General features: G+C 68.1%; 19 protein-coding genes. All 19 read left to right on the top strand.

Annotation, left to right across the window (positions count from 1 at the left end; all coding sequences use genetic code 11):
• The first annotated feature begins 7 nt into the window (after window positions 1-7).
• The 19 genes from rpsQ to rpsK all read left to right on the top strand — a co-directional run bounded on the left by rpsQ (window position 8) and on the right by rpsK (window position 12,603).
• On the top strand, window positions 8-310 hold the full coding sequence (gene rpsQ, locus SANBI_RS14450; RefSeq protein ID WP_056128698.1) for a 30S ribosomal protein S17: 303 nt from the start codon (window positions 8-10) through the stop codon (window positions 308-310).
• A gap of 161 nt (window positions 311-471) precedes the next feature.
• On the top strand, window positions 472-840 hold the full coding sequence (gene rplN, locus SANBI_RS14445; protein ID WP_319156252.1) for a 50S ribosomal protein L14: 369 nt from the start codon (window positions 472-474) through the stop codon (window positions 838-840).
• Window positions 841-842: 2 nt separating this feature from the next.
• Window positions 843-1,193: a 50S ribosomal protein L24 gene (rplX, locus tag SANBI_RS14440; protein WP_012867933.1), complete on the top strand. Its 351-nt coding sequence runs from the start codon at window positions 843-845 to the stop codon at window positions 1,191-1,193.
• Window positions 1,193-1,762, top strand: coding sequence for a 50S ribosomal protein L5 (gene rplE / locus SANBI_RS14435; RefSeq protein ID WP_012867932.1), 570 nt, complete (start codon window positions 1,193-1,195; stop codon window positions 1,760-1,762). Before rplX ends, rplE begins: the two co-directional genes overlap by 1 nt.
• A gap of 1 nt (window position 1,763) precedes the next feature.
• Window positions 1,764-1,949 carry a type Z 30S ribosomal protein S14 gene (locus tag SANBI_RS14430; RefSeq protein WP_012867931.1) on the top strand — a complete coding sequence of 62 codons (186 nt, stop codon included), beginning with the start codon at window positions 1,764-1,766 and terminating at the stop codon, window positions 1,947-1,949.
• Window positions 1,950-2,024: 75 nt separating this feature from the next.
• Window positions 2,025-2,423, top strand: coding sequence for a 30S ribosomal protein S8 (rpsH, locus tag SANBI_RS14425; RefSeq protein WP_012867930.1), 399 nt, complete (start codon window positions 2,025-2,027; stop codon window positions 2,421-2,423).
• A gap of 24 nt (window positions 2,424-2,447) precedes the next feature.
• Window positions 2,448-2,987 (top strand): 50S ribosomal protein L6, encoded by a 540-nt coding sequence (rplF, locus tag SANBI_RS14420; protein ID WP_056128700.1) that lies wholly within the window; start codon window positions 2,448-2,450, stop codon window positions 2,985-2,987.
• 2 nt (window positions 2,988-2,989) lie between these two features.
• Window positions 2,990-3,361, top strand: coding sequence for a 50S ribosomal protein L18 (gene rplR / locus SANBI_RS14415; RefSeq protein WP_056128702.1), 372 nt, complete (start codon window positions 2,990-2,992; stop codon window positions 3,359-3,361).
• Between the two features lie 40 nt (window positions 3,362-3,401).
• A complete protein-coding gene (rpsE, locus tag SANBI_RS14410) occupies window positions 3,402-4,073 on the top strand; it encodes a 30S ribosomal protein S5 (RefSeq protein WP_056128705.1) in 672 nt (223 codons plus the stop codon).
• Window positions 4,073-4,255, top strand: a complete 183-nt coding sequence (gene rpmD, locus SANBI_RS14405) for a 50S ribosomal protein L30 (protein ID WP_012867926.1) — start codon at window positions 4,073-4,075, stop codon at window positions 4,253-4,255. The genes rpsE and rpmD overlap by 1 nt, the downstream gene beginning before the upstream one ends.
• 2 nt (window positions 4,256-4,257) lie before the next feature.
• Complete coding sequence (gene rplO, locus SANBI_RS14400; protein WP_179912126.1) at window positions 4,258-4,887, top strand: 50S ribosomal protein L15; 630 nt, start codon at window positions 4,258-4,260, stop codon at window positions 4,885-4,887.
• Between the two features lie 221 nt (window positions 4,888-5,108).
• Window positions 5,109-6,398, top strand: coding sequence for a preprotein translocase subunit SecY (secY, locus tag SANBI_RS14395; RefSeq protein ID WP_056128707.1), 1,290 nt, complete (start codon window positions 5,109-5,111; stop codon window positions 6,396-6,398).
• The gene (locus SANBI_RS14390) at window positions 6,395-6,979 is read left to right on the top strand and encodes an adenylate kinase (protein ID WP_319156242.1); all 585 of its coding nucleotides are present in this window, start codon (window positions 6,395-6,397) and stop codon (window positions 6,977-6,979) included. Before secY ends, SANBI_RS14390 begins: the two co-directional genes overlap by 4 nt.
• 16 nt (window positions 6,980-6,995) lie before the next feature.
• Entirely contained in the window at window positions 6,996-7,835 is an 840-nt protein-coding gene (map, locus tag SANBI_RS14385; RefSeq protein WP_319156240.1) for a type I methionyl aminopeptidase, read from the top strand.
• Window positions 7,836-7,966: 131 nt separating this feature from the next.
• Complete coding sequence (locus SANBI_RS14380) at window positions 7,967-10,921, top strand: LuxR C-terminal-related transcriptional regulator (protein ID WP_319156238.1); 2,955 nt, start codon at window positions 7,967-7,969, stop codon at window positions 10,919-10,921.
• Window positions 10,922-11,116: 195 nt separating this feature from the next.
• On the top strand, window positions 11,117-11,338 hold the full coding sequence (gene infA, locus SANBI_RS14375) for a translation initiation factor IF-1 (RefSeq protein ID WP_012867920.1): 222 nt from the start codon (window positions 11,117-11,119) through the stop codon (window positions 11,336-11,338).
• 60 nt (window positions 11,339-11,398) lie between these two features.
• Window positions 11,399-11,512 (top strand): 50S ribosomal protein L36, encoded by a 114-nt coding sequence (gene rpmJ, locus SANBI_RS14370; protein ID WP_009740505.1) that lies wholly within the window; start codon window positions 11,399-11,401, stop codon window positions 11,510-11,512.
• Between the two features lie 214 nt (window positions 11,513-11,726).
• Window positions 11,727-12,101 carry a 30S ribosomal protein S13 gene (gene rpsM / locus SANBI_RS14365; protein WP_056128718.1) on the top strand — a complete coding sequence of 125 codons (375 nt, stop codon included), beginning with the start codon at window positions 11,727-11,729 and terminating at the stop codon, window positions 12,099-12,101.
• A 94-nt stretch (window positions 12,102-12,195) separates the two neighbouring features.
• Window positions 12,196-12,603: a 30S ribosomal protein S11 gene (gene rpsK, locus SANBI_RS14360; RefSeq protein ID WP_056128719.1), complete on the top strand. Its 408-nt coding sequence runs from the start codon at window positions 12,196-12,198 to the stop codon at window positions 12,601-12,603.
• The last annotated feature ends 40 nt before the right edge of the window (window positions 12,604-12,643 follow it).

Genomic DNA, 12,643 nt, shown 5'->3' with positions numbered 1-12,643 from the left:
GGCTGACATGAGCGAGAAGACAACTGCTGAGGCAGCTGCAGAGCAGGACGTCGCCGCCAGCCGGCCGAACCGCAAGACGCGGCGCGGCTACGTGGTGAGCGACAAGATGGACAAGACCGTCGTCATCGAGGTCGAAGACCGGGTCAAGCACCCGCTCTACGGTAAGGTGATCCGACGTACCTCGAAGGTCAAGGCGCACGACGAGCAGAATGCTGCTGGTACTGGCGACCTCGTCCTCATCATGGAGACCCGCCCGCTGTCCGCCACCAAGCGGTGGCGACTGGTGGAGATCCTCGAGAAGGCCAAGTAACACCAGCACTTGGAAGTAGAGATCTGACGCCTGAGGGGCGGACCCGTGGTCACCACGGGTCCGCCCCACAGGGGTGAGACGAGCTACTACAGTGCTTGTCAGCTATCCGTTCGGCAAGGCTCGTTGCGACGAGAACCAGCTCGACGACAGGAGTTCATCACATGATCCAGCAGGAGTCGCGACTTCGAGTCGCCGACAACACGGGTGCCAAGGAGATTCTCTGCATCCGTGTTCTCGGTGGGTCGGGCCGTCGCTACGCCGGTATCGGCGACACCATCGTCGCAACCGTCAAGGATGCGATCCCCGGCGGCAACGTCAAGAAGGGCGATGTGGTCAAGGCCGTCATCGTCCGGACCACCAAGGAGCGCCGTCGTCCCGACGGTTCCTACATCAAGTTCGACGAGAACGCCGCTGTCATCCTCAAGGCTGACGGCGAGCCCCGTGGAACCCGCATCTTCGGCCCTGTCGGCCGCGAGCTGCGCGACAAGAAGTTCATGAAGATCATCTCGCTGGCGATGGAGGTGCTCTGAACATGGCGAAGATCAAGAAGGGCGACACGGTGATCGTGATCGCCGGTCGTGACAAGGGCAAGACTGGTCGCGTCCTCGAGGTCCTCACGGACTCGGACCGCGTCATCGTCGAGGGTGTCCAGCGCGTCACCAAGCACGTCAAGGTCGGCCAGACCCAGCGTGGGACCCGCACGGGCGGGATCGAGTCTGTCGAGGCTCCGATCCACGTCAGCAACGTGCAGTTCTACGACGCCGAGGCCAAGCGCGGCAAGCGCATCGGTGCACGCACCGAGCAGGTCGAGCGAGACGGTCGTACTCGTACGGTCCGTGTCCGCGTGACCCGCGGTCACGGCGACACCGCGAAGGACATCTGATGAGCACTGAGACGTACGCGAAGGCACAGCCTCGCCTCAAGGCCCGCTACGCCGCGGAGATCCTCCCGGCGCTCCACGAGGAGTTCTCGCACGAGAACGTCAACCAGGTCGCCGGTCTCACGAAGATCGTCGTCAACATGGGTGTCGGAGACGCTGCGAAGGACGCCAAGCTGATCGAGGGCGCCATCCGCGACCTCACAGCCATCACCGGTCAGAAGCCGCAGGTCACGAAGGCCCGCAAGTCGATCGCCCAGTTCAAGCTTCGCGAGGGGATGCCCATCGGCGCCCACGTGACGCTGCGCGGCGACCGCATGTGGGAGTTCGCCGACCGTCTGCTGTCGATCGCGCTCCCGCGTATCCGTGACTTCCGTGGGCTCTCGCCCAAGCAGTTCGACGGTCACGGCAACTACACGTTCGGTCTGAACGAGCAGTCCATGTTCCACGAGATCGACCCCGACAAGGTCGACCGCGTTCGCGGTATGGACATCACCATCGTGACGACCGCGACCACCGACGCTGAGGGCCGTTCGCTCCTGAAGCGTCTCGGCTTCCCCTTCAAGGAGCTCTGACATGGCGAAGAAGGCCCTGGTCAACAAGGCAGCCGCAAAGCCCAAGTTCGCGGTTCGTGCCTACACCCGGTGCCAGAAGTGCGGTCGCCCGCACTCTGTGTACCGCAAGTTCGGACTCTGCCGTATCTGTGTGCGCGAGATGGCACACCGCGGCGAGCTTCCCGGCGTCACCAAGAGCAGCTGGTAACAACTACGTCGTAGGTCCGGACGGTGCCCGTAGAGGCACGGACCGGATACCCCGGCGAGGAAGGGCTACAGCCCAATGACGATGACCGACCCGATCGCAGACATGCTCACGCGTCTGCGTAACGCGAACTCGGCTTACCACGAGACGGTTCAGATGCCGTTCTCGAAGCTGAAGTCGCACATTGCTGAGATTTTGCAGGCCGAGGGATACATCTCTGGCTGGACCGTCGAGGACGCGCCCGTGGGCAAGTACCTCACCATCCAGCTGAAGTTCGGCCCGAGCCGCGAGCGTTCGCTCGCCGGCATCCGCCGTATCTCGAAGCCTGGTCTTCGTGTGTACGCGAAGTCCACGAACCTGCCGAAGGTCCTCGGCGGTCTGGGTGTGGCGATCCTGTCCACGTCCTCAGGCCTCCTGACCGACAAGCAGGCCGCACAGAAGGGCGTGGGTGGGGAAGTCCTCGCCTACGTCTGGTAATCGGAAGACGGAGAGGAGATAGCCATGTCCCGTATCGGCAAAGTCCCCGTCCCGGTTCCTTCCGGAGTGGACGTCAGCATCAGCGGAGCGCTGGTGACGGTCAAGGGTCCCAAGGGAACCCTCGAGCACGTCATCCCCGCCCCCATCGAGGTCTCGCTCGCGGAGGACGGTGCCCTCGCGGTCACCCGTCCCAACGACGAGCGCACCTCACGCGCCCTGCACGGGCTCACCCGTACGCTCCTGGCCAACATCATCACCGGTGTGACCCAGGGCTACGAGAAGAAGCTCGAGATCGTCGGCACCGGTTACCGCGTGACGGCAAAGGGTTCCGACCTCGAGTTCGCACTCGGCTTCAGCCACCCGGTGGTCATCTCGGCCCCCGAGGGCATCAGCTTCGCCGTCGAGGCCCCGACCAAGTTCTCGGTCAGCGGCATCGACAAGCAGCAGGTGGGCGAGGTCGCTGCGAACATCCGCAAGATCCGCAAGCCTGAGCCTTACAAGGGCAAGGGTGTGCGTTACGCGGGCGAGATCGTCCGTCGCAAGGCCGGAAAGGCTGGTAAGTAACCATGGCTCTCAAGATCATGGGCAAGGGCAAGGCCGTCGCGCGTCAGCGCCGCCACTTCCGCCTGCGCAAGAAGATCTCGGGCACGGCTGCTCAGCCGCGTCTCGTGGTTACCCGCTCTGCTCGTCACATGACCGCTCAGGTCGTGGACGACACAGTCGGCAAGACCGTCGCCTCGGCGTCGACCCTCGAGGCCGACCTTCGTGCCTTCGACGGCGACAAGACCGCCAAGGCTCGCAAGATCGGCGAGCTCGTCGCCGAGCGTGCCAAGGCCGCTGGTGTCGAGGCAGTCGTCTTCGACCGCGGGGGCAACAAGTACCACGGCCGAGTGGCAGCAGTCGCCGACGGGGCCCGCGAAGGCGGTCTGGCCCTGTGATGACGCGAACCACTTCCGCATCGAAGCAAAGGACTCTCTGATGGCTGCAGGGCAGCGCAGCACCACCGGCGCCCCCACGGGCGGCGCCACCACCGAGAACAACAACAGCGACCGTAGGAACGACCGTCGCGGCGGAGGCCGCGGCGGAGACGGTCGTCGCGGTGACGCCGCTGAGAAGAGCGCTTTTGTCGAGCGCGTCGTCACCATCAACCGTGTCGCCAAGGTCGTCAAGGGTGGTCGTCGCTTCAGCTTCACCGCTCTCGTCGTGGTGGGTGACGGCGACGGAACCGTCGGCGTCGGCTACGGCAAGGCCAAGGAAGTTCCCGCGGCCATCGCCAAGGGTGTCGAAGAGGCCAAGAAGAACTTCTTCAAGGTCCCTCGCATCCAGGGCACGGTTCCTCACCCCGTCACGGGCGAGGCAGCCGCTGGTGTCGTCTTCCTCCGTCCGGCCGCACCGGGAACCGGTGTGATCGCCGGTGGACCGGTCCGCGCCGTGCTGGAGTGCGCCGGCATCCACGACGTGCTCTCGAAGTCCCTCGGGTCCTCGAACGCCATCAACATCGTCCACGCGACGGTGGCGGCGCTCCGCGGCCTCGAGCTCCCCGAGCAGGTTGCTGCTCGTCGTGGCCTTCCGCTCGAGCACGTCGCCCCGGCGGCCATGCTCCGTGCGCAGGCAGCGGGCAAGGCTCCGGCAGCAGAGGCAGGTGCATGATGGCCCGTCTCAAGGTGACCCAGGTCAAGTCCGCCATCGGCGGCAAGCAGAATCAGCGCGACACCCTGCGCACTCTGGGCCTCAAGCGGATCGGTGACACCGCCGTGAAGGAAGACCGCCCGGAGATCCGCGGGATGGTCGTCACGGTGGCGCACCTCGTCACCGTCGAGGAGGTCGAGTGATCATGGCTGAGAAGTCAGACAAGAAGGACGCGGCCGTCGAGACCGACGCACCCGTGAAGAAGACCGCTGCCAAGAAGGCTCCTGCTGCGAAGTCTGCAGCCGAGGCGCCCGCCAAGGCAGCCCCGAAGGCGAAGACGACCAAGGCCGCCAAGGCCGAGGCTGTCGAGCCGGTGGCCGCAGCCGGTGCAGGTGGGACCCTCAAGGTCCACCACCTGCGTCCTGCTCCGGGTGCCAAGACCGCCAAGACCCGCGTGGGTCGTGGTGAGGCGTCCAAGGGTAAGACCGCTGGACGCGGGACCAAGGGCCAGAAGGCCCGCTACCAGGTTCCTGAGCGCTTCGAGGGTGGACAGATGCCGCTGCACATGCGGCTTCCGAAGCTCCGTGGCTTCAAGAACCCGTTCCGCACCGAGTACCAGGTCGTGAACCTGGAGAAGCTGTCGGCGCTCTACCCTGAGGGTGGATCTGTCACGGTGGACGACCTTGTCGCGAAGGGCGCCGTCCGCAAGGGCGAGCTCGTCAAGGTCCTCGGCACGGGCGAGCTGACCGTGAAGCTCGACGTGACGGTCGACCGTCTCTCGGGCTCCGCCAAGGACAAGATCCTTGCAGCTGGCGGTTCCGTCTCACAGGCATGACACACACAGCAGGGCCGGCAGCGCACACGCGCTCCCGGCCCTGCTGTCGTCTGCGGGTCCAGATGTCCGGGTCCGACCAGGCCATCCACTAGACTCGTCCAGTCACACCCGCGCCGCTGGAGTCAGCGGCGCGCGATCGACAGGCGCCGAGCACTCGGTGCCGACTCCACACGCCGCACAGACGGTGACGACTTCCCGCCTCGGCGGACCAGGAGGACTTGGTGCTCAGCGCATTCGCAAGGGCGTTCCGCACGCCCGACCTGCGGCGCAAGCTGCTGTTCACGATCTCGATCATGGCGCTGTTCCGTGTCGGCTCCTTCGTGCCGTCCCCGGGCATCGACTACGGGAACGTGCAGGCCTGCCTCGCCGACGGTGGCAGCGGAGAGCTCCTCGGTCTGGTGAACCTCTTCAGCGGCGGCGCGCTGCTGCAGCTGTCGATCTTCGCGCTCGGCATCATGCCGTACATCACCGCGAGCATCATCGTGCAGCTGCTCCGCGTCGTGATCCCTCACTTCGAGGCGCTCCACAAGGAGGGCCAGTCGGGTACCGCGAAGCTCACGCAGTACACCCGCTACCTCACCATCGGCCTCGCCGTCCTGCAGGCCACGACCTACGTGACCATGGCGCGCAACGGTCAGCTGCTGCCGGGCTGCGACGTCATCCCGAACGACAGCTTCATGACCTCGCTGCTCATCGTCATCACGATGACCGGTGGTGCCGGCCTGATCATGTGGCTCGGTGAGCTCATCAGCGAGCGTGGTGTCGGCAACGGCATGTCGCTGCTGATCTTCACGTCGATCGCCGCGAGCTTCCCGCCCGCGCTCTTCTCGATCGCCGGCGGTGCCGGTGGCGTGCAGAAGTTCATCATCGTCATCCTGGTGACCCTCGTGGTCGTCGCGCTGGTCGTCTTCGTCGAGCAGTCCCAGCGACGCATCCCGGTCCAGTACGCCAAGCGCATGGTCGGTCGCAAGATGTACGGCGGCTCGACCACGTACATCCCGATCAAGATCAACATGGCCGGCGTGATCCCCGTGATCTTCGCGTCCTCGCTGCTCGCGGTTCCGGCACTCATCGCCCAGTTCGCGGCGCCCGAGGCAGGCTGGGTGCAGTGGGTCCAGCGCAACATCGCGCTGCCCGAGGCACCTCTGCACATCGTGCTCTACGTGCTCCTCATCCTCTTCTTCTGCTTCTTCTACACGGCCATCACGTTCAACCCGGACGAGGTAGCCGACAACATGAAGAAGTACGGCGGCTTCGTGCCCGGCATCCGTGCCGGCCGCCCGACCGCCGAGTACCTCGACTACGTCATCACGAGGATCACCTCGGCCGGAGCGATCTACCTCGCTCTGATCGCGCTGATCCCGACCATCACGTTCCTGCTGCTCGACGTCAGCACCAACATCCCGTTCGGTGGTACGTCGATCCTCATCATCGTCGGTGTCGGTCTCGAGACCGTGAAGCAGATCGACTCGCAGCTGCAGCAGCGTCACTACGAAGGGTTCCTCCGTTGAGCGCACGCATCGTCCTCCTCGGCCCTCCCGGAGCGGGGAAGGGCACCCAGGCCGCACGCCTGGCCGAGTCGCTCCAGATCGAGGCGATCTCGACAGGCGACATCTTCCGCTCGAACATCAAGGGTGAGACCGAGCTCGGTCTGCTCGCCCAGCAGTACACGGCGAAGGGCGAGCTCGTCCCCGACGAGGTCACCAACGCCATGGTGCGCGACAAGCTCGCCTCCAAGGTCGCGGCGGGGGAGCAGGGGTTCATCCTCGACGGCTACCCGCGCAACGTGGCCCAGGTCGCTGAGCTCGACACGATCCTCACGGACCTCGGGCTGACGCTCGACGGGGCCGTCGAGATCACCGCCGACCCCGAGATCGTCGTCGAGCGGCTCCTGGGCCGTGCCGAGATCGAGGGTCGCGCGGACGACACCGAACCCGTCATCCGGCACCGTCTCTCGGTCTACGCCGAGCAGACCGCGCCGATCGCCCGGCTGTACGCCGAGCGTGGCGCCCTGGCCCAGGTCGACGGCATCGGTTCCGTCGACGAGGTCACCACCCGCCTGCTCGGTGCGCTCGACCACCTGCACTCCTGAGAGACAGAAGACCACGATGTTCGGCCGCGAGAAGATCGAGTACAAGACGCCTGAGCAGGTGGCGTGCATGCGCAAGGCCGGGCTCGTGGTCGCTGCGGCCCTGAAGGCTGTCGAAGATGCTGCGGCTGCTGGCCTGACCACAGCAGATCTCGACGCCGTCGCCGCGGCCGTGATCGCCGACGCCGGAGCCACGGCGTCCTTCCTCGGGTACGAGGGCTTCCCTGCGACGGTCTGCGTCTCGGTCAACGACGCCGTGATCCACGGCATCCCCGGCGGCCGGGTCCTGGCTGACGGAGACCTGGTCTCGGTGGACTGCGGAGCGATCGTCGACGGCTGGCACGCCGACGCCGCGGTGTCCTTCGTCGTCGGGGGAGAGGACGCCGCCGACCCGCGCGACCTGGCCCTCATCCGCGCCACGGACGACGCGATGTGGGCCGGCGTCGCGGCTCTCGCGTCAGGGGAGCGTCTGAGCGCTGTCGCGAACGCTGTCGACGACTCGGTCTCCGAGGCCGCCGACCGTGACGGTGCCCGCTACGGCATCGTCGAGGACTACGTCGGGCACGGCATCGGCACAGCGATGCACCAGCCTCCGGACGTGCTGAACTACCGCACCCGAGAGCGCGGAGCGAAGATCCGCCCCGGGATGTGCCTCGCGGTCGAACCCATGGTCACCCGTGGCGACCAGCTGACCCACGTGTGCGAGGACGACTGGACCGTCGTCTCGAGCGACGGGTCGAGGGCTGCCCACTGGGAGCACACCGTCGCGATACTCGAGGACGGGGTGTGGGTGCTCACGGCGGAAGACGGCGGCGCCGCCCGCCTCGCGGCCCTGGGCGTGGAGATCGCCCCGGTCTGACGCGGTTCGGGCGGGCGAACTCCGCCCGATCGTCTTCCCACCGTCGAGGCGGTGGAGGTAGCCTCGCGATTCCTGGGCGAGCCAGGGCCTCCCGTCCTTCGAGCAGAAGGACCGACGAGCAGGGCGACCAGATGTCGTGGGATTCCGAGCACCGGGGGGCTGCGGGCGGCACACGCCCGCCCAGGCTCCCTCGCTCGCCCTCGGTCCTCGTCGGCAAGCCCGCGCTGACGTCGTTGCTCGACCGCCACGAACCGCTCACGGTGATCTGCGCGCCCAAGGGCTACGGCAAGACGGCGCTCGTCAGCTCGTGGGCCCGCGCACGGACCCCCGGCCACGACCTCGTCTGGGTGTCGTGCAGGCTGCCGTCGGTCATGGCGGACGGGATGCCCGCCCCGTTCTGGGCGCGGCTCGCAGCCGAGCTGTGGCGCGCCGGGCTGAGCGCCGTCGAGCCAGGCCTCGTGCCCGGGCGGAGCGACGTGGTCGCAGCGCTCACTGGACGCACCGAGCCGCTCTGCGTGGTCGTCGACGACTTCGACGACAACCCCGACCCGCACGTCGCGGGGGAGATCCTCGAGCTCGTCCAGCGGTTCGACCTGCTCTACGTGGTGGTGCTGGCGAGGAGCCCGCGCACCACCGAGCCACTTCTCGCCTCGACCGTCGACTCGGTGGTCCTCGGACCCCAGGACCTCCTGCTCGGGGTCGACGACACCACCCGCCTGGTCGCGGCCCTCGGTCACGACCTCTCGGGCGAGTCGGTCCGGTCTCTCGTCCGGGCGACCGGGGGATGGGCAGCGCTGCTGCGCGCCGTGCTCGTCGGCTCTGGTCAGCGGGCTCGACCTGGAGGACGGTCCCGGTCAGACCTCGCGACGCAGGACGACCGACCTGCCGTCGAGGCCACGGACCGACCGACCCTGGCATCGGCGACACCGGCAGCGCCACGCCACAGGCTCGACCTCTCGGCGGGGTTCCCCTATCTCAGATCGGTCTGGGACGAGCTCGCCGACCCTGCGCTCAAGCGGTTCGTGCAGCGCACGGCCTTCATCGGGGCCTTCACGGTCGACGACGCGACCTGGACCACGGGCCTGCGTGACTGTGCCGAGATCGTCTGCGGTCTCGTCGACGTCGGTCTGCTCGTCCAGGAGACCGCAGGCACGCAGGTGCGGCTCAGGTACGTCGAGGCTGTCGCCCTGGCGGCGACGGAGATCTTCCGGGCCGAGGAACCGCGCCGGTACAGGGTCGCCCAGCGCCGCATGGCCCGGCTGCGGACGACCCAGGGGCGGGTCGGCGAGGCTGTCGAGCACCTTCTCGAGGCGCGGACCTGGGAGGCCTGTGCCGAGCTCGTCGACAGTCACTGGGCGACCCTGGTCGCGGAGCACCCGGAGGTTGTCGCCGACGTGGTCGAACGGGTGCCGGCGACCGTGCTGGCCCGCCACCCTCGCCTCGGGATCGCGCACGCGCACCTGCTGCCCGTGCTCCGCCCGCGGCGCGGCGACCCTGGTGGCGCGGCGCACGACGCCGCGCGCGGGCTGCGGGCAGCCGGGCCTGGGACCACCGAGGGCGACGGGACCGACGCGGCGGCCCAGGCGCTCGGCTCGATGGAGGAGGGACTGGCGCAGATCGTCACGCTGCGCCTCACCGGTGACTACGGCGCCGCGACACACCTCGCCGAGCAGGCACAGGTGGGCGTCGGGCCGATCCTCGACGGTGCGGACTCGGCCGCCCAGGGGGAGCTCGCCCCCCTGCTCTACGAGTGGGCGGTGACACGGTTCCTCGCCGGGGACGTCGAGGACGCCCTCTCGGCCTTCCGGCAGGGGGCCGGTCTCGCGCGCAGCGCGGGTAGACCGCTCGTGCTGCGTGAGGCTGCGGTCGGCGCCGCCCTGTGCTGTGCGCTGCTCGGCTACCTGGCGCAGGCCGAGGAGTGGTTGCTCGAGGTCCCCGCCGTCGTCTCGGAGCTCGGCCGGGCCAGCACGGCGGGCCGCACGGCGGAGGGGAGGGGCGTCCAGACGGTCCGGGCGATCGTCGCGCTCGAGCGCCTCGAGCCGTCCGGCGGGACGGCTGTGCTGCCGCCCGGCGATCCTGGTGGTGCGTCCGGGCTCGGAGTCGTCGTCATCGCTGTGAGGTCGCAGATAGCCCTGCGGGACGGCACCCACTACGAGGCTCTGGCGGAGGTCGAGGCGGCGCGGCAGGCTCTCGAGGGCAGCAGCGCATCACGCAGCCTGCAGGAGTCTCTGCTGGCAGGGGCTGCGGTCGAGCTGTACCTCGGGCTCGGGTACGTCTCGCGGGCTCGAGCAGCTGTCGCGGGCATGGACCGGAGGTACGAGGCCGTCGCGCTCGCCTGCGCCCGGACGGACCTCGTCGCGGGGGACCTGGACGAGGCCGTCGACAGGTGCACGGCGTGGTTGGCCACGCACCTCAACGGCCCGCGGATGCGTCTCGACCTGCTGCTGGTGCTGGCTGCGGCCGAGCTCGGTCGCGGGCACAGGCACGAGGCGGCCGTCGCGCTCGAAGAGGCTGTCGCCCTCTTCCGGGCGACCGGGCTGCTGCGCAGCTTCCTCAAGGTCCCGCGCGAGGTGCTCGAGGACCTGGCTCCGCAGGTGCCCGCGGTCCGCGCGGTCCTCGACGCACCGGGCTTCGCCGAGAGCGACAGCGTGTTCCCCGGGGAGTCGCCGCGCGCCAGGCTCAGCAGCCGCGAGATGCAGGTGCTGCGCAGCCTGGCCGAGAGCCCGTCGCTCGCGGGCGTCGCCCGCTCGCTGTTCTTGTCCGCCAACACCGTCAAGACGCACCTGCGGAGCATCTACCAGAAGCTCGGCACCCACTCGAGCGTCGAGACCGTCGAGAAGGCGCGCGACCTCGGGCTGCTCGACGACCCCGCCGGGGAGCCCGGCGCCGGGGGAGCGCGAGGCCCAGGGGACACCGGTCGGCGAGGTGGACGCGGCGGCCCAGTCGGGTCGGGCGGCCGGAGGAGGAGGGTCGGCGGCCGGGCAGCCGCACCCACCCCGCGTGCAGGCGACGAGCGTCCGGACGACGATGCCGAGGACGACGCCGCGGTCGACGCCGACTACGAGGACGACGACGACATGGCATGACGTGCGGCACAGTTTTCCTGTTTCGGGTCCCGTGCCGTAAGATGTTTCGTTGGGTGTGTAGTGCTCGCGCACTTCCACCACCACTCCACGGTCTCGACAGCTGGCAACAGCTGCAGACCACGTCTCCCGGACCCGTTCCGGGCGTGGCCGACGCGGCCGTGGGCAGGATGTTCGTCACGAGAGTTAGCGGAGGATATGGCGAAGAAGGACGGTGTCATCGAGATCGAGGGCAGCGTGGTCGAGGCGCTGCCGAACGCGATGTTTCGCGTGGAGCTTGCCAACGGTCACAAGGTGCTCGCTCACATCTCGGGCAAGATGCGACAGCACTACATCCGGATCCTCCCCGAGGACCGCGTAGTGGTCGAGCTGAGCCCGTACGACTTGTCCCGTGGCCGGATCGTCTACCGCTACAAGTAACCACCACTCGATCAACTGCTGTCTTGCGCGCATGCGCCACACGGCGGCGGAGGAACCACGATGAAGGTCAAGCCCAGCGTCAAGAAGATCTGCGACAAGTGCAAGGTGATCCGCCGGCACGGTCGCGTCATGGTCATCTGCGAGAACCTGCGTCACAAGCAGCGCCAGGGCTGAGAGGCCTCGGTGCTCTAGGGCACATGCTTCACAGATCGACCAGTGCCTGCCCGGCGGGCTGAACAACCGGGCACGCACGACCCAGCGCACCACCAACGGCTGGCACGGAGAGATCCGTGACCAGACGTCACCCTCGGCTCGGAGGCCGGGGCTCGCAAATCCGCGAGAGATGGTGCGGCAGACCTCCGAATGCAGTACAGGAGCCGGAAGGCACATGGCACGTCTTATCGGTGTCGACCTCCCCCGCGACAAGCGGCTCGAGGTTGCACTCACCTACATCTTCGGCGTCGGCCGTACCCGCGCCCAGCAGACGCTGGCAGCGACGGGCATCAGCCCCGACGTCCGCGTGAAGGACCTCGGCGACGCCGAGCTCGTCTCGCTCCGTGACTACCTCGAGGGCAACTACAAGCTCGAGGGTGACCTTCGCCGTGAGGTTGCTGCTGACATCCGCCGCAAGGTCGAGATCGGCTGCTACGAGGGTCTGCGCCACCGCCGCGGCCTGCCCGTGCGCGGACAGCGCACGAAGACCAACGCGCGTACCCGCAAGGGCCCCAAGCGCACCGTGGCCGGCAAGAAGAAGGCCCGCTAGCAGCCAGTAGTTCGCCGGGAGCCGGCGGTTCTACACCGGCCGCCGACAACCTCTCCCGCGATCCGAAGACCTCGAGCAAGGAAAGAAACAGCACATGCCTCCCAAGACTCGCGGCGCCCAGAGCGCACGCAAGCCTCGCCGTAAAGACAAGAAGAACGTCGCCATCGGCCAGGCGCACATCAAGAGCACCTTCAACAACACCATCGTGTCCATCACGGACCCGTCCGGTGCGGTCATCTCCTGGGCCTCCTCCGGCCAGGTCGGCTTCAAGGGTTCGCGCAAGTCGACCCCGTTCGCCGCGCAGCTCGCCGCCGAGGCCGCTGCACGCCGTGCGCAGGAGCACGGCATGAAGAAGGTCGACGTCTTCGTCAAGGGCCCCGGCTCCGGGCGCGAGACCGCGATCCGCTCCCTCCAGGCCGCTGGCCTCGAGGTCGGCTCGATCCAGGACGTCACCCCCCAGGCGCACAACGGCTGCCGCCCGCCCAAGCGCCGCCGCGTCTGACCTGACCGGTCGTCACCGCCGAGACGGTGCTCTGCCCACG

Source organism: Sanguibacter biliveldensis, assembly GCF_033798665.1.
Lineage (GTDB): Bacteria > Actinomycetota > Actinomycetes > Actinomycetales > Cellulomonadaceae > Sanguibacter > Sanguibacter inulinus.
Note: the sequence above shows the minus strand (reverse complement) of the source record. Positions and strands in the feature narration are given on the sequence as shown.